Genomic DNA, 18,042 nt, shown 5'->3' on the forward strand with positions numbered 1-18,042 from the left:
ATATAAAAAAACCTCTAAAAATATTTTTAGAGGTTTTTTGTTTTATTTCTTAATTATTTTCTTCATCACCATTCCCTTTTCTGTTTTAATTTTTAACAGATAAACTCCACTGGCAAAATTATTTAAATCCAAAGCAACTTTAGAAGCATTAGCTTGTCTTTTATTCAAAATCAAAAGTCCACTCATATTATATACTTCAATATCTTCAATATTATTCCCTTTTGTGGATATTAAATTAACTTCAGAAACAGCAGGATTAGGATACACAATGACTGACAAATCCTTTCCATCCTTCACACTCCCAATTGTTTCATTAATTCCTAATGTAATTTGACCAACATCCATTACGTATAATTCGTTACCATAAAAATTAAAATTATTTGAATCATTAAATGGAGCATTCAAAAATATTTTATTATTTACTTTTGAAATTGAATTAATTATTTTATTGGTTACTGCTATATTATTAGATTGAATATAAAGTGGATTTACACCTCCGTAACCATTCGTAACCCATATTTCATTTTCTGAATATTCTTTATTAAGGAAAAATAAATTTCCATTTATACACACATTATGATAAGGTATAAAATTATTAGGTATAAATGTAGAATTACTTAAAGAAGGACTGGTATACACATTGTTAAACTGTCCGTTATCATATACCCACATACTATTGTAGCCATTATAATTAGGTGCGTTCATATAATAAACCTTATTATCACAGTGCGTAATAAAACTTCCGCTATATGAAGCAACCGGATAGGCTCCATTATCAAATTCATTATTTGAAATTTTATAGGTACCATTAATTGTTCCATCAGAAACATAAGGAGCATGCAAGGTTAAATTGCCCGCATTTTCGGCACAGGCAAAAAAGTACAATTTCCCATCTTTAACCTCTACATTGCTGTTGAAACCTGGATTAGAATAATGAGGATTACTGAAAGATTTCAACATAAATGTTCCGATAGCAGATCCATCAGAAACCCAAAGCTCTGTTTTGCTTGTCCAATAATCTATCTGATTATTTACTAAGAAGAAAAACTTATTATCAGCATATCCTAAAATTGAATAGAAACTCTTATTTCCATCAAAGTTATAAAACACCTGAGTTCCGTTTTGAGTACCATCTGTAAACATCAGAACTCTCTTATTTAAACTATAATCAAAAGCTGTATAATAGGTTTTATCGTTAAGAACAGCATATTTGTTCTGAAAACTTGGAAGAGCATTTAAATTAAAAGTTCCACTCTCAGTACCGTCGGAAACCCAAAGTTTAGCAGAGAAATTATTTTCATTTACTTTGAATAAAAACTTATTTGTATTTCCTACTTTAATAAATGCTGGATAATCATAAGAATTTGAACCGTCTTTGCCCATTGGGTTAACATTTTTAAGCATTGTTGTTCCAGCACTGGTTCCATCACTGACACATAATGCTACAGGAAGCCCACCTATTGAACATGGAAAATACATTTTATTATTCAGCTGTATATTAGGTACATGTTCACTAACCGGCCAATTATAGGAAGGTACATTAACATCGCTTTTTATCCTGAATGTTCCATTGGGTGTCCCATTTGAAAGCATTGGCCCTAAACCATACTCATCAGTTCCAAAATAAAAAAGTTGGTTATTAAACTCTTGTGGAGATAAAAAGGAAGATCCGGTACTGGAATTTGCGTTGTCATATAAATCTGAAAGGCCATTATTAAAATTAAATTTAAAAATCTCCTGTCCATACTTTTTATTACCCGCATTAATAATGAAATTACTATCTGATGTATCTGCAATTTCCATCTCAAAACCAGAATCATAAGCAAATATCAGATTTTGAATAGGCTTTAATGATATTCCATTAAATGCCATCAGATTATTATTGGAGTACATTTTAAAAATCAAATAATTACTTTCACCGAAATTTGAATTTGATTTTTTTTCAATATATCCATTTTCCAGCTCTGGAAATATATCGGTCAGCTTAGCCAACGTATTACCATCATAGAATAGTTTTGTATATACATTACTTCCTAAATAACAATTAAAGTAAATTTTATTTTTAAAATGGTAAATACTATTGATATTTTGAAGGTTTGGGTATGAATTAGAAGCAACAACATGAGTTCCTAAAGTTGTTCCATCTGATTTCCATAAAGAATTATTATTGAAGAACACTAAAGAATTGTTCTGCAAGAATAAATCCTCATTTCCGCTAACAGTTCCCGGAAGATTTAAGACATCTACAATAGAATTATTATTAGAATCATAGTAAGATAAAGACAGGATATTATTCTTCTTTTTTATAAAATAAAGAAGGCCATTAAAACCTACCATCTTTCCTTCTATCGTAAAATCATCCTGTATCCCATTAAAAACAAGTGAGGTATTGGTTATTGTACCATCAGATTTCCACAATTTCTTTTGTGAAGCTGAATTATAATTGATAAAATAAAGGGTATTGTTTACATTTACATAATTATTTGTCCCGCTGTTAAAATTATTATTTATCGTATTGGCAAGCACTGTTCCCCCAGGTGTTTCATCAGAAATCCACAATTCATTTCTTGAAGGTGATCCGGATTGATGGTATATATCAAAAATAAGTTTCCCATTAACTTTATTAAATGAATTAATAATAAAATCTGATGATGAAAAGCTGGTATTAGGAAATTCTTTAATCATTTTAGTTCCCGCATCCGTACCATCAGTTTTCCATAAACTTAATTGGGTACTCTTTTTTATAAAAAAATAGGCATTATTATCAATTACAGAAATATACAAAGCTTTCGCAGCAGCATAAGTATACGTATTATCTTCGTTGACATAATTTTTATACGCTGAGCTTACTTTGATTAATAACCGGCTGTTTTCATTCCCTGAACCTTTTATCGTAACTCCAAATTTAGCATTGAAAATCAATCGATCAGGTGTAATAAAATTCATTTGGGAGGGCTTACTATCGGCACTAAAATTAGTTTCCAATAAATGAGCTGTTGCCTGCAAATTCTGTCCTGAAAGATCACCATTATTCAGCAAATTCAGAAACAGAATAATCGAAGCAATTTTAGATATTCTCATGGTTTAAAAGTTTTTGCAAAGATAATTATTTCAACCATTGTTATGGGATACTTTCAAACGCTAAAAAGTGAAGTAAAAAGATCGAAAAAATACCCACATATTAAATATTTGAAACCTCTGATTTTTCAGAGTTTTTTTTATTAATTTTAATAAACAGAACGGATGCCTTATTTTGGTATCCATTTTGTTTGTATGCACACGAAAAATTCCAAGCATCTCTATGATCACAACCAAATACGTCAATTATAAGCAGGTTCTCAATTTATCAGGAATGCACCTTGTTTTAATCTCTATATGGTGTACCCTGATTGCCGTTCTCTTCTATTTCTTCAATTGGGAATGGATGACAATTCCGTGGGTGCCGGTAGCATTGATTGGTACGGCAGAAGCATTCCTTGTAGGTTTCAAGAACAATCAGGCCTATGACAGACTTTGGGAAGCCAGAAAAATATGGGGAGGTATTGTAAACTCCAGCCGTTCATTCGCTTCAATGGTATACGCTTTCGATACCAAAAATGAAGAAATTGGTGTCTTTGATCTTGAAGACCGCAAAAAAAGAATCGTTTACCGCCATATCGCATGGTTATATACTTTCCGTGAACAACTTCTGGTTCCTACAGAATGGGAACATATCAGTACTGAAAATAAGTTCGGAAATATAAATCTCAGACGTAACAGACTGATTAAAGCAGGATTTCCAGATTACGGAAGAGCTCCTATTTTCCTTCACAAATACCTTTCTGAAGAAGAATATGAGCTTAAAAATGATTATAAAAACTTTGCTACTTATCTGATTGCCCAACAGGCAAAAGATATTAATGAGCTTAAAAATATGAATGCTATTACAGATTTCAATCAAACTCAACTTCAAAATAGTTTGAATGAATTCTATAATTTCCAGGGACAGGCAGAGAGAATCAAAAAATTCCCTTCCCCCAGACAGTTCGCCAGCACAGCATTTGTTTTTAATATCCTGTTTATTCTCTTACTTCCGTTGGGGTTAGTTAATGAGTTTGCAAAATTGGGTGATTGGGGAATCTGGACTTCCATTCCTTTCTGTATTGTCATTGGCTGGATTTATATTATCATGGAACTTGTAGGTGATTATTCTGAAAACCCGTTTGCAGGACTAATGTTTGATGTTCCGATGCTTTCCATCTGCAGAACCATTGAAATAGACCTGCTTCAGATGGGCGGCGAAACAGATCTTCCCGATCCTATTTCTTCTAAAAACGGAGTTCTGGTGTAATCATGGGTAATATAAAAAATCTGAGGGCTGTAGTTTTACAAAACAATTGACGTTGTATTTTTCACTTCGGAAATCATGAATGAACTGTGTGTACTTGCGATATGCTGTAAAGTTGTAAGTTTAGACAACATAAAATGGCGGTAATCTTCAATATCCTTCACTCCTATTTTAAGGATATAGTCATAATCACCGCTAACATGGAAACACTCTGTAACTTCTTCAAGATTCATCACCTCTTTTTCAAACTGCAGTACAAATTCTTTTTTGTGCTGCGTGAGTTTCACATGGCATAAAGCTATGAAATTCTTCCCGATCTTATTTCTGTCCAGCAATGCAACATATTTTGAAATAACACCCGCATTTTCAAGCTTTTTTACGCGCTCATAAACAGCCGTAACGGATAATCCCAGCTTACCGGACAATTCTTTGGTGGTTTGTTTGCAGTCTTCCTGTAAAAAAAGCAGCAATTTCTTATCAGTTTCGTCAAGCTCCATAGATAATTTTTTGGTGAAAGTTTAATATTTTCGAATATACTAATTATATTTTCTAAATAAACAATATTTTACAGTTTTATATTCTATAAATTCAAATTTACATTGTAATTATTAGGAAATTAGTGCAAATTGAGCCCATAAAATAAAAACAATATTTATGGAAAACTTTAACGCAGCCAACGAGATCCAGGATCTACAGTATTTCGGTGAATTCGGGGGAGTAAATCCTTCTATTTCTGACAGCTCTACTTATACTTTCCTTTCTGCAAAGACCATGTTTGATACTTTTGAAGGAAATGCTGAAGGATGTTATCTGTATTCCAGACATTCATCTCCAATGAATCTTTACCTGGCACAAGCCCTTGCCAAGATGGAAAATACAGAGTCAGCCAACGTTACAGCATCAGGGATGGGAGCCATTACTTCCGTTTTAATGCAGGTTTGCAAAAGTGGAGACCATATTATTTCAAGCAGAACCATCTACGGAGGAACCTATGCTTTTCTTAAAAACTTCATGCCTCAGTTTAATGTAGCAACTACTTTTGTGGACATCAACAATTTTGATTCCATAGAAAATGCCATTACTCCCGCTACCAAAGTAATTTACTGTGAAAGCGTAAGCAATCCGCTTCTTGAAGTTGCAGATCTTAGAAAACTTTCTGAAATCTGTAAAAAGCACAATCTCAAATTGATCGTAGACAATACATTTTCACCACTTTCCATCTCTCCAACATTATTCGGAGCGGATGTTGTGATCCACAGCTTAACGAAGTTCATCAACGGAAGCAGTGATACGGTAGGTGGTGTATACTGTGCAACTCAGGCATTTATTGATGATACCAAAAATGTAAATTCCGGAGCATGTATGCTTCTGGGACCTACTATGGATTCCCTGAGATCGTCAAGTATTCTAAAAAATCTGAGAACATTACACATCAGAATAAAACAGCATAGCTACAATGCCATGTACCTTGCCGAAAGATTTGAAAAAGATGGATTAAAGGTATCTTACCCGGGATTACCATCTCATAAAAATCATGAATTAATGAAAAGCATGCTTCATGAGGAATACGGCTACGGCGGATTATTGACACTGGATGCAGGAACCACAGAAAAAGCCAATGAACTGATGGAACTTATGCAGACTGAAAATCTCGGATACCTGGCCGTAAGCCTTGGGTTCTATAAAACCTTATTCTCATGTTCAGGAAAATCTACATCTTCTGAAATTCCGGAAGAAGAACGTGCTTCCATAGGTATTTCTGATGGATTGATCAGATTCTCCATCGGTTTGGATCACGATATTGAAAGGACTTATCACAAAATGAAAGAATGCATGCTGAAAGTGGGTGTTCTTAACCATGAAAACATATACATATCCTAAATTTATTGTAAAAGGAAGGCTGCTCTTTTGAGCAGCCTTTTTTATTTAAAAAGAAATCAACATATTTGAATCCCATTAACCAATTTTTCATAAAATCATGACCTCTTTATTCTTCTTTTATTCTTATCTTGCCAGTAAATAATAATTGTAGATACAGTTTCAAATTGAATTTATAATTGTATATCCTTTTTAGTTTGATAGAAGAATCTATTTCTTTAAAATTATCATAGAAAAGGCCACTGATTTTAAAGACAGTATATCCTTTCTTTACAAGATAAATAACCTCATATTCTCCTCGTACACTTGTTTCAGACGTTTTGATCTTGTTATCAAAATCATCTAATTTTAAAGTGCTTCCCAAAGGTCTTAATATGGAATAATATTTTAATGAATTTTTTTGCTTATCTATAATTATATACTTAAAGTCTTTAATTACCAATAATAATGATAAAATAATTATAATCAGAATTATTATTGGAATAAGTGATCCACTATTTTCATGAATATTATCTATTTTTTTTATAACTGCTTTTACTAAGCCAAATGCTATTCCAAATTCGCACATCACCAAAAAAAAGAACCATAAATACCAATTATGGTGTATTTTACTCTTAATCATAAATTATTTTTTAATAAAGTCCATCATACATTTTTACTAAAGGACCTCCAGTTGCTTCATCAATCATATCTCCCAACCCCTTCGCTTCACCATTTATTAAATAATTAGCTCCCATTGTTCCCATATCAGCTACAAACCATACTCCGGCAACAATAGAACCTACTCCTGACATTGAAAGGCCCAACATCGCCCCATTTATTAAATGAGATGTTTTCACTTCACCAGACATTGCAACATCAGCCACTAATAAAACACCACCAGCAGCTGTCAATTTTGTTCCCAAACTTCTTGCTTCTTGAAAACCTTTTACTTGCTGCCCTCTCCAATATTTAGCTCCAGAATTACTCCATCTATTTTGCCATCTAAATGAAGTTCCTCGTGTTTTGGTCTGATGCCATAAGCATTATATTTAAAAACTCCTATTCTTGGCACATTTGCTGTCGCTCCAGCACCTACTGCAGTATTTACCCACCAGGTACTATTAGATGTTGTTTGAGAAAAATCGATATTATTAAAAAAACTATTCCCATCGCCAAGTTTTAGCATATGTCCTAACATCTCCTGAGCTGTATTGGCATCACCTAAAGCACCGCCTGTCCACCAACTCATATATCCATTATGAGTTTTCAATGAGAAATCTCCTCAATTTTGTGTAGCTAAAATTAGATCTCTATATGCCTAGGTCTCACCAAATGTTGGAAGATTTCCGGCAAATAGACCACCTCCTCGTCCAACACCAGTTGGTGCAGTTCTATCACCTCTTTCTCCTGTAATACCCATCCACCATCCAGAATTGGGATGCTGAGGAGCCATATCACTGGCTTCATTAGGTATCATTGCTTTTCTTCCGTCAGGATCTATAAAGCTGATAGGATTATTTAACGCATAAGCATAAGGAGAAAACCTTCTTGAAGTTTCTGCTAAAGGGTCTATTACTCCCCATCTTCCGATATCAGCCATATACATTCTGGCACCATAATCACTCCAACCTGTTTCGTTTTGTAATTCCTTACCGTTGTATTGGTAATTGTAAGATGGAGTTGCTTCCTACATTATTGTATTCTAAATGCTTTAATTCAAAAGGATAATAGTTGCTTTCTCCAAGAGCTTATGCGCTGCCACCTATATTTTTAAATAAGATTAAAAAATTAGATATTGAAAAATCAATATCTAATTTTTTACAAATATATTTTGTCTTTTAAGGATTAATATTGCATATTATTGACCATTAACTAATTGTTAAATCCGGTAGTTTGAAATCATTTCGATAACTTATGATTAAGGCGTCTCCACCTAGTCCTTTTATACAGCTAAAATTTGCATAGTGATTAATTAATAATTTTTCATTTTCTATATCATGAAATTTATTCTTTTTTTGAAAAGTGATATAATCAAAAAAATTAAAATTTTCAGTAGGAATGAAAAAAGTGCAACTGTAAAAATATTTCCAAACATCAAAAATAAAGTTATATGTATACTCATTTATCTTAATTCTGCCAACACTATCAAAACGAGCATTATCAAGTTCTTTCAGTACAATATATTCTCCATAATTTTCAAAATTTTCAAGTATCTTAACTTTAAGTTTTTTAAGCTCTTCCTTATCAGTTAAGTTCTCTTCTCTTCGAAAAGCAAAAAAAAGAGTATTGCTATCTGAAAACAAACATTTATATATTTTTTTTAAACGAATTAAATCCTCTGACATATATAAATCAAAATCTTCAATAGAAAGAAGATTTATATTTTTATTTAAAACATTATTAATTTTCACAGATCTTCAAAATAATATATTAAGCAATGTTTTATCTATTGCGGTTAATCTTGATATCCCAATATAAACCTAGTGAGTTTAAAACCTTTTTATACCATGGTCTAGAAATTTCTTCTTTCAAAGCTAAAGGAGATCTGATAGTCTCCCACGGAAAATCCATGTCTTGACTTTTACGTAACCATAATACATCTGGTTGTGATTCCCTGGAAGCTGTATATAAAAAAGGAAGATTTGTTAAGGGTATATTTCCTAGTGGTAATCTCTGTGTATACTTAACAATTTCTGTTTCTTGCTCAATATTTTTTATAAAAATTAATGTTGGAAACTCATAATAATGAAACATTCTATTAATTAGTTCACTATTTATAAAAGTATCTATTTTTAATTTACATAAAATAATCCTATTGTCATCACCAATATTAACTAATATTTTATCTGAAATAAAATTAATTGTATTCATAAGGTTTTCATTCTCTACCCATCGTTTAAACCCGAGAAAGTATACATATGAAGTATTTACTAAAAAATATTTAAAAATATCATCCCATTTTATTTGGTTTATTTCAAGATCATTTTCCATATCTTTTATACTAATTATGTCCTCATTATATCGAAATAAATCTAAACTCTTGTCCATAAAAATTATTTTTTATAATTCCAGTAATTAAATGGAGCATGCCAAGGATATTGAGCGGAACTTCCATACGTAGAGCCACCAATACTAAATCTAAAATGAGAATGAATCCCTATTGATCCTGTAGGGTTAGCATGAGGAATTCCATAATCCCATCGCAGTAAATTTCCACCTTGAATATTACTTTTCATGGAAAATATTGTGCCTCCTGGAACACCTGGTCCATTTCCATAAAGAGCCTCTATCTTATAGCCTCCAATTTTAAGCCCATTTTTTCCAAAAACACCATATCCACCTCTAAGCCCAAAAGGATTTATTTGAGATACTTCTTTAAATATTATTGCTTCAGCTGCCTTTTCTGTTAAATACCCTGCACCATATGAGTAATCATTTGCTGTATAATTAGGAATGTTACTCGTAAGATTTATTAAACTATTAAGTGTCTTTACTGTTCCATAAGCTCCTAAAGCAAAAGTGGATGCTGAGGAGCCATATCACTCGCTTCATTTGGTATCATTGCTTTTCTTCCGTCAGGATCTATAAAGCTTATAGGATTATTTAATGCATAAGCATAAGGAGAAAACCTTCTTGAAGGTTCTGCTAAAGGATCTATCACTCCCCATCTTCCGATATCAACCATGTATTATGGCATCATAGTCGTACATGCCACCTTCCTCGAGCTCCTCCCCATTGTATTTGTAGCTATAAAAGTTTCCAAACGGAGAGAATGTATTTCCAATATGGTTTAATCAAAAAGAGTAATAGTTATTAGCTTCAATAATTTCAAGATCATCTGCGCTATTCTTGCAAAATTTACCCTGATTGAACAACCTCCTCAGCCTCCATAAAAATTTATCTTTTACTCATCCGTCAAGATGATTTTTGTATTGTTACATATAGTGATTTTCCAAAACCAAGACAAAAAACCACCGTAGGTGACATGCCTTAAAATGAAGTGGTTTTTATTATATGTCTCAATACGAACGGATAGATTGCTTTGTTTTATCATTATAGAAAAACTTTAAGCTGTTCATTATTGATAAGTTGTGTAATGAATTTTTATTTTTTATAAATATACATAAATTGAAAAAAAGTGATTGTGGACAAAATAACTATAAAAATAATTTTATTCTTTTATAGTTATTTGTATATTAATAAGATAAAACTAGGCTGTTCGCAATTCTCTATTTTATCTAGATCAGAGACCTCTCATACAGGCATATGAAAATAGTCTTGGATACTAATTCATTTCTCCTTCAGATGCACTTAGTATAGTCCACCACTCTTTATACTTAGGAATTCGTTTAAAAGTAAATATAATGTATTTCTTTTTAGTTGAATTTACAAAAGAAATAACTGCTAAATCTTCATTAACAATATAATCTCCTAACAGCAAGTAATTCTTTTCTTTAGGTATGGCATTAATAATTTTGATCGTTTGTTCTCCTGATTCTGCTTGATATTTAAATTCTTTTTCAGTAGGGAATATCTTATTATTTTGATCTACAATTATTATTTTGTTACTATTTATAAAACTGCTTAAAGGATATAGTGTATTATCACTTTCAAAAAAAGAATTTAAACCTTTATATTGTGATTTTACCACAGAAAATGGAGCTATACACAAAAATATTATAAATATTAATATGGCTTTTATCATAATTTATTTATTAAAAATGTTGTACAAAATTTTATAATTTTGCTTTATATAAGTATTAAAAGCATCCGATGCTTTACCCGGATCTCCAATTTTTTGGTAACTATTAATAAGTTTTTTCTCAAAATAATCACCAGGGTCTCCTGCTAGATTATTTCTGCGAAATGAAGAGTTAGTTCCTGCAGATACCCCCCAATGATTAATTTCATGACTTATAAATCCTATCATCTGAACGATGTTGGTAATTCCCTCGATAGTTTTAGTATCCTTATTTGCTGTTTTAAACCACTCTAGTGTATTCATATCCATCCTTATCAAATTTATGGGGGCTTTGGGATTTGATCCATAAGGATAATCTGCAATTGAAAATGAAGTACCTTCCTTAAAACCCATTAATGCAAAGTCTGTATCACTTTTAAACATTTTATTTAATTCTTCAATAGAAAATCCAGATGTATTACTCAAAATAGTCATAAACTTTGTATCACCAGTTATTTTAGGCAAGGTATCCATTACAAAATTATAAAATTCAGAATAATTTTCCTTGTAGAATTTCTCTGCAATTTTATCAAACTGAAAAGAGGGAGAACCTTCCGCAAGATAAGCCATAATATTTCTAAACTCTTGGGTCTGCCCAAAAGTTGCAGGATTTCCATACCTCTGATCATCACCTCCTCGTCCAACACCAGTTGATGCAGTTCTATCACCTCTTTCTCCTGTAATACCCATCCACCATCCAGAATTAGGATGCTGAGGAGCCATATCACTGGCTTCATTAGGTATCATTGCTTTTCTTCCGTCAGGATCTATAAAGCTGATAGGATTATTTAACGCATAAGCATAAGGAGAAAACCTTCTTGAAGTTTCTGCTAAAGGGTCTATTACTCCCCATCTTCCGATATCAGCCATATACATTCTGGCACCGTAATCACTCCAACCTGTTTCGTTTTGTAATTCCTTACCGTTGTATTGGTAATTGTAAGAGGGGTTGCTACCTCCTACAGCATTGTATCCGGTATGCTTTAATCCAAAAGGATAGTAATTGTTTTCTTCAAGAGCTTCTGCGCTACCTCCTGCATTTTTAAAATAGCTGAGACGAACATTTCCCAGATGGTCGGTATAGCTGTAAATATACTTATTATTTTCAAAATTATAATAGCCTTCTGCTGTGGGAACAAACTTTAAAGAAGGTATAGGCAGAGAGCCTGATACTACATTATCACCTTCATACTGAAAGCCATCCAGATAGTCTGTAATGTTGACTGTTTCAAATTTGGCTCTTCCTGTTCCATATGTATAGACTTTTCTCAGCTTAGTACCATCTGCACGATAGGTATATCTGGTATTGACATTGTAAATAACTGAAGTATCATGTGATCTATACGAAGTATCAAACTTTACATAATCCGGAAGGTTCAGGAAATTATAATCAATCTGCAATACTCCTTTGTCAACATGGTTTGTCATATTTCCGTTATCATCGTAAGAAATGACATTTCCTGATGCATCAGGATAGCCGCTGTAGTTAGTAGAAGTATCTGTAACAGTGTTTAATCTATTACCTGTATAATCATAGGTAAGATCATCCATAAGAGATGCCACCCCAAACATTCCTGTATTTCTCTTGATTGAAGTGATATTGTTGTTCATATCATATCCCACCGTTTCATTATAGAAGCCATTCTGCGGAACGGAAGCAGTAGGTTCGGAATACACTGCTTTTTTCAGTCTGTTCAGTCCGTCATACTCATAGGTATATCTTCTCAACACATTATCATTGGCTGTTTTCCAGTCTACCTCTCCAATAGTGCCGTTGTATTTTGATACAGTACCTGACGGATTGGTATATTTCAGTTCATATCCAAATAATTTACCATTAAGACTGGCAGGATTATTCACTTTAATAACTGCTCCTCTGATGTCATAAGTGTAATCAATACTTTGCAGGCTATTTCCTACCTTTTTATTGGTAAGCTGTGATAACTCATTGTAGCTATTCTCTGATAAAAGCTCCTGCGGCTGGCTGTTCACCTGGTGCCACTGCTTTTTTAACCTGTTCTGGGCATCATATTCAAAAGTCTGGGTAATCACTTTCTCTGTATCTGAGGATAGTCTTTTATGATACACTTTTGACTGTTTGGGAACACCAGCAAAATCAAGTTCTGTTTCTGTTTTGGTATATCCGCCAAGATGGTTGATAGAATAGGTCCCGATAGCCCTTCCTCTGTCATCATAGTATACATAATTTTTCGTCCAGTTATCATCTTCAATATTTTTAATGAAACTCATTACCGGAAGATTTTTAGTATTGATACTGGTATTCTGCACATCAGAAATAACAGGTATTCCTAATATTGCTGCCGGAAATGCCGGATTAAAGTCATATTGAGGATAGCTATCATAATAGTTTAAAGAAAGTAAAGTAACCCAACCTGGAGATTTGGGATAAGTAAGATCCGAACTGCCATACTGGACTCCCATTCCCTGTCTGTAAAAATAAACGACATTTCCCCTGTCTACATTGTTGGATTCAAAAGTATTGGCTTCTGCCTGTTCCGCAGCTCTTGAACCTCCTATAGAGATTCCCGTATAAGCAACCCTTCCAAATTTGTCATATTTAGTGTATAGCCATTGTCCTTTTTTCTTTAATTCTGTATCCTGAGTAGCAACCAACCTGTCCTGCTTATCATACACCATATATTCCCAGCCTTTGCCCGGAAGTTTTTTCTCTATCATTCTTCCCTGTCCGTCATATTGATACTGATAGCAAAGATTATTTAGAGTGGTCTGATCTGGTGCAGAATCAGTAACAGCTAACGGAGGAATTACACAGGCTAGCTGCCCATATTCATTGTATACATAATAGGTATCTATGTCTTTGGTTCCGTCATTCTTTCTTACCAGAACAACCTGTCCCAGACCATTGGTAAACTCAATGGTGGAGTTTCCATCTGCATCCGTTACCGTTTTCTTATATAATGTATTGGCCGGATATTTTCCTTTGTAAATAACGGAACCGGAAGTAGGTGCACTGAACCATATTACTTCTCCAGTGATATTGGCTGCATAAATAAATTTTGAAGGATGCAATGCCCATTCGTTTCCTATTGGATTAACTTGTTTTACTTTACTTGTAGGAGCATTTTCCAACACTCTTTCTCCATAGATTCTTTCATTTCCGTAAATCGCTGTCGCATTATTTAACGGGGCGTTATAGATGGCTCCTCCCTGAGTTCCCGGCTGAGGTATGGGAAGATAGTTTTTGGCCTGCCTTCCAAACTCATCATAAATAATTGATGTTACAACATCTTTTCCTGCCGGTGTGGCTTTAACATCAATTGTTTGTACAGCTCTTCCCAATCCGTCAAAGTACTGAACAGTTTGAGACTGCCTGGCACCGGGATTGGAAGAAGTTACCTTTTCCAGATAGGTCCTGGTCTGTATATAGTTTTCATTAATGCTTGGATTGGTTTGTGCATAAGATGATCCTGCTACAAACAATATACTGAATATATTTAAAATTCTTTTCATAATTTTTAGATAATAAGGGTTAAAAGTTTTGATGTATGTTTTAACTGATCACTCATCACTTTTAATGTTTGTAGTTATATTCGTATTCTTTCAGGATGTTACCATCTTTATCTTCAAGCCTTTGCAATCTGTTGAAATTATCATACTTATACACTGTTCTTATTCCGTTGGAAGATGTAACTGAAGTGGTCCCGATAAGTGGATCATAAGTATAAGTAGTAATAGAATAATCTTTCATGACAGGGTCTTTTCTTAGGTTTTCCAAAGCCGTCATTAAAGCAGGCTCATTGGCAGGATTAGAGGCATCTGCATCAGAGGCAGCAATAGCCGCTGTAACTACCGCTGTTAAAGCAATCTGGCTGTAAGATGCTCCCGCAATTTTTGCAATCGGCTGTGTTCCATTATACCCATAAATAATTGCAGTAGGAATTCCGGATTTTGAAATCACTTCTCTTGGATTTCCTTTATCATCATAATTTGTAATGGTAGTTTCTGTTATCGGAGTCTGGCTCTTAATATCATAAGAAACTACAGAGCTTGGATACAGATTGGCAGGGTTATCAAATTTAGTTTCCGATTTTGCTGCTAACTTTCCGTCTACTTTGGTTTCTGTCTGTAAAGGAACAGTAAGCATACGTGCATTGATCAATTTCGTATTAGCAACATCTGAAGCATACTGCATTGTTTTCTCTGTAATAATTCCTTCTGGAGAAGTCTCTCTTATCAATGAAGGTGCAAAATTATACGGACTATATGAGGTTTCAGTACTGCTTACAAGACTGGATGCGTTATCAAAGAAAGTTGTAGAAGTCACTTTTGCAGACTTTATCCATGCTGCTTTTGAATTATATCCGGAACAGGTAGAATACTTAGGGGCTCCGGAAATATCTTCCATTATATACTCGGTATTTTGTGAGCTGGTTATTGCATTTTGCTGATTATATACTTCCTGCTTATACAAAAGTCCGGTGGAGGTGATATTATAATATGGTCGGAATGAAGGTATGGATGAGGTAAAATCTTCGGGCATTTTAAAAAAATAATTTGTATACCCCAGATTATTCCCCGAGTCTCCATAAATTTCTTTTACATTTTTATAAAGTATAATTCCGTTATCATAAAATTCATTGTTACCGTAACAGTTTTCAGAAGTATAAGCTCCTCCACTGGAATCATTCGGGTTTGAAAAAGAATTATATTCATATTTTGTTGTCTTTTTCAATACATTATTGCTGTCAAAATGTTGAATACTTGCGATTCTTACTCCCGTTTTCACCTGTATAACATTTCTGTATGGTGATGGCTGGGTAATAATAGTGCGATATATTATGTTACCATTTCCAAATCCAGGGCTATTCCCTTGCCCTTTAATCTCAAAAGTGTAATCACCTGGGGTAAGAATGTATTTACTGCAATTAGATGAAACTGGTGTAATTTCTATTCCGGATTTTTTTAACTTAAAATTAATTACATGAGGCATATGAACAGGATATTTATCTTCATACATCTCATCATAAAAAAATTCTATATAATAAGCCTTTTCAGTATCTACATGAAGATTATAAACACTGCTTTGATTGGTATCAAAAAATATCTTCTGTTCGTCACTTAATTTTTGTAAGTAAAGATTGGTCATACTTTTGTTACTCAACTGAAGTGAGTTATTATCTTGATAAATTTCATTAAACTGAAAATTATACTTTGTATATCCTCCTTCAGGATGAATCATTTTATTTAGGATACGATATTTATGTTCTGTTGTTGTATAACTGGTACACATATAATCATTATTTCCAATATTCGGATATTCAGCAAATGAAAAATCATCATATTCAAAGAATCTTTTTTCAATACTTTCCTGGTTAGGGTTAAGCTTCTCTAAACTTTTTAGCTCTCGCTTACTTCCCGAAGAATATGAGAATTTATATTTGGAAATAAGCCTGTTTGATCTATCAAAAAGGGATATACTATTTATTTTGTAAGGATCATCATATCCTTTTTCTTTAGATGACTCGTAAATATTTTCAAAACTAAGTTTTCCAAAATCAGTAGAAATTTCTTTTAGTTTGCAACTCTGGTACAATAAAGTAGTACTCGCTGGTTTATTAACATTATCTTTCTGATAGCTAAAGTTTGCAATCTCAATATTGCTCTCATCTAGAATTTTGGTGAGAAAAAAAGCAGACTTAAAGTAAAAATTAATCCCGTTAAGAGATTTACTATAATCCTCAAAAATATATTTGAAGCCTTTTTCATCAATAATTTTGAAAGAGGTTAAAACCAATGTTGCCATATTGGAGTCTCTTGTGTATTCAATTTTAATATTATTAGCTGAAATATGGCTTAAAACAAAGGTATTGTTGGTAAGATCCCTGATAAATGTAAACTTACCAGAGTTTCCGGGAATATTGTAATAATAAACATCATCAAACTGATTTTTCTTATAATCCGGTTTACTGACATTATCGTAAAATTCATCTACCTCAGCGTTTATGACACGGGATATACTCCCTCCACTGCTCAGTGACCACCCGATACCGACCTCACTACCTGGTTTATTCCCTGATGCATTGGCAACATGGTAGCTCAGGCCAGTGAACATTCCCAATTCTCCGTTGATGGTGGGTAAGCTAAATAAAGGAATTGAAATATTCGGGACACCAGTTGATAATGAAACCGGTGTATTGATATAAGAAGAGAAAGAAGAAACTGAAGGAGTCGGTTCCGGAGTATCTCCAAAGTTTCTTTGTGCCTTTCCTAACCCAAAAATCAATATGGATAACGATAGTAGTTTATGTATAGTTTTCATTGTAATTCTATTTCTTATTTAATTTGGCATTTGCTATTTATTAGTATCTGTTTTTATAGTTACCAGATAAGCTCTCTGAACCAAAGGCTGGATACCCAACTTAGGCACTTTGCTCTTCGCTTTTATATTTTGAAGCTGTCTTTCTTCTCGTAAAAAATATTGTCGATTGATAATTGTTGTAGCGGCCGTGAAAGAAAATCCCGAGTAGAGGATTGAATATCCTTCTGCCATAGAAATTCTTGAGCAGAAGTGCCCAAGACAGCGCATCCAGTAAAGGCGCCGAGATAAAGTTTTTTCATTCCCATGTTGTTTTTTTTAGTTATTAATTCGTTATTTAAAACTGCGCGAATTTAATATTTTTTAAGACACAAAATTACTTTCATGTGGTATGTCATAAAATCATACTCATAATTGTGAAATAACCTTTAAAACATATTAAAATCTATCTTATTCTGATGTAAAATTATCTATAAGGAACGCTAGAACTTGTCGTATTAAAAATTATTGAACATAATTGCGAAATTATATCATCTAAAACACAATATTACCATTCACTTTTCAAGCATAAAACACAATTTCTATATCATATTTAATCACCTGATCATCAGATATTGCTATACTTTACTTTTATCCATAGGTTTACTGTACAATGAAAAGGGTAAATTGGTAGAGTCCTCTCCAAAAAATAATAATGTATAAAATTATGCATACACAGCCTAAAAGCAGGAACCGCATCACCAGGATTTGAAGTAAAACAAAATGAACTGAAACAGTTTTTTGCCAGGAGTCTTAAAACGGATGAAACCCTTCCGA

14 protein-coding genes and 1 pseudogene are annotated in these 18,042 nt (G+C 33.1%); 2 read left to right on the plus strand and 13 right to left on the minus strand.

Going from position 1 to position 18,042, the window contains the following annotated elements:
* Positions 1 to 42 precede the first annotated feature (42 nt).
* Positions 43 to 3,081: a T9SS type A sorting domain-containing protein gene (locus tag F3J23_RS14995; RefSeq protein ID WP_167030698.1), complete on the minus strand. Its 3,039-nt coding sequence runs from the start codon at positions 3,079 to 3,081 to the stop codon at positions 43 to 45.
* 220 nt (positions 3,082 to 3,301) lie between these two features.
* On the opposite strand from F3J23_RS14995, the gene F3J23_RS15000 reads away from it, so the two are divergent.
* Complete coding sequence (locus tag F3J23_RS15000) at positions 3,302 to 4,330, plus strand: bestrophin family protein (RefSeq protein WP_167030701.1); 1,029 nt, start codon at positions 3,302 to 3,304, stop codon at positions 4,328 to 4,330.
* 35 nt (positions 4,331 to 4,365) lie between these two features.
* Here F3J23_RS15000 and F3J23_RS15005 read toward each other — a convergent pair whose 3' ends face one another.
* Complete coding sequence (locus F3J23_RS15005) at positions 4,366 to 4,824, minus strand: Lrp/AsnC family transcriptional regulator (protein WP_167030704.1); 459 nt, start codon at positions 4,822 to 4,824, stop codon at positions 4,366 to 4,368.
* A 157-nt stretch (positions 4,825 to 4,981) separates the two neighbouring features.
* Between F3J23_RS15005 and F3J23_RS15010 the strand changes: the two genes are divergently transcribed.
* Entirely contained in the window at positions 4,982 to 6,208 is a 1,227-nt protein-coding gene (locus F3J23_RS15010) for an aminotransferase class I/II-fold pyridoxal phosphate-dependent enzyme (RefSeq protein WP_167030707.1), read from the plus strand.
* Between the two features lie 106 nt (positions 6,209 to 6,314).
* On the opposite strand, the gene F3J23_RS15015 is transcribed toward F3J23_RS15010, so the two are convergent.
* The 11 genes and pseudogenes from F3J23_RS15015 to F3J23_RS15065 all read right to left on the minus strand — a co-directional run bounded on the left by F3J23_RS15015 (position 6,315) and on the right by F3J23_RS15065 (position 17,229).
* The gene (locus F3J23_RS15015; RefSeq protein ID WP_167030710.1) at positions 6,315 to 6,827 is read right to left on the minus strand and encodes a hypothetical protein; all 513 of its coding nucleotides are present in this window, start codon (positions 6,825 to 6,827) and stop codon (positions 6,315 to 6,317) included.
* A gap of 10 nt (positions 6,828 to 6,837) precedes the next feature.
* A complete protein-coding gene (locus tag F3J23_RS15020) occupies positions 6,838 to 7,110 on the minus strand; it encodes a hypothetical protein (protein WP_167030713.1) in 273 nt (90 codons plus the stop codon).
* Between the two features lie 23 nt (positions 7,111 to 7,133).
* Positions 7,134 to 7,436, minus strand: a complete 303-nt coding sequence (locus F3J23_RS15025) for a hypothetical protein (RefSeq protein ID WP_167030716.1) — start codon at positions 7,434 to 7,436, stop codon at positions 7,134 to 7,136.
* Positions 7,437 to 7,505: 69 nt separating this feature from the next.
* A pseudogene (locus F3J23_RS21835) lies at positions 7,506 to 7,802 on the minus strand (RHS repeat-associated core domain-containing protein); the annotation flags it as partial.
* A 253-nt stretch (positions 7,803 to 8,055) separates the two neighbouring features.
* Entirely contained in the window at positions 8,056 to 8,598 is a 543-nt protein-coding gene (locus F3J23_RS15035) for a hypothetical protein (RefSeq protein WP_167030719.1), read from the minus strand.
* Positions 8,599 to 8,629: 31 nt separating this feature from the next.
* Complete coding sequence (locus tag F3J23_RS15040) at positions 8,630 to 9,235, minus strand: hypothetical protein (RefSeq protein ID WP_167030722.1); 606 nt, start codon at positions 9,233 to 9,235, stop codon at positions 8,630 to 8,632.
* A gap of 5 nt (positions 9,236 to 9,240) precedes the next feature.
* Positions 9,241 to 9,423 carry a hypothetical protein gene (locus F3J23_RS15045; protein WP_167030725.1) on the minus strand — a complete coding sequence of 61 codons (183 nt, stop codon included), beginning with the start codon at positions 9,421 to 9,423 and terminating at the stop codon, positions 9,241 to 9,243.
* 272 nt (positions 9,424 to 9,695) lie between these two features.
* Complete coding sequence (locus F3J23_RS21660) at positions 9,696 to 9,872, minus strand: RHS repeat-associated core domain-containing protein (RefSeq protein WP_228455350.1); 177 nt, start codon at positions 9,870 to 9,872, stop codon at positions 9,696 to 9,698.
* Between the two features lie 600 nt (positions 9,873 to 10,472).
* Positions 10,473 to 10,892, minus strand: coding sequence for a hypothetical protein (locus F3J23_RS15055; RefSeq protein ID WP_167030727.1), 420 nt, complete (start codon positions 10,890 to 10,892; stop codon positions 10,473 to 10,475).
* 3 nt (positions 10,893 to 10,895) lie between these two features.
* Entirely contained in the window at positions 10,896 to 14,420 is a 3,525-nt protein-coding gene (locus tag F3J23_RS15060; RefSeq protein WP_228455351.1) for a DUF6443 domain-containing protein, read from the minus strand.
* 61 nt (positions 14,421 to 14,481) lie between these two features.
* Positions 14,482 to 17,229 (minus strand): hypothetical protein, encoded by a 2,748-nt coding sequence (locus tag F3J23_RS15065; RefSeq protein WP_167030729.1) that lies wholly within the window; start codon positions 17,227 to 17,229, stop codon positions 14,482 to 14,484.
* Between the last annotated feature and the right edge of the window lie 813 nt (positions 17,230 to 18,042).

The sequence above is a fragment of the Chryseobacterium sp. Tr-659 genome (assembly GCF_011752975.1).
GTDB lineage: Bacteria > Bacteroidota > Bacteroidia > Flavobacteriales > Weeksellaceae > Chryseobacterium.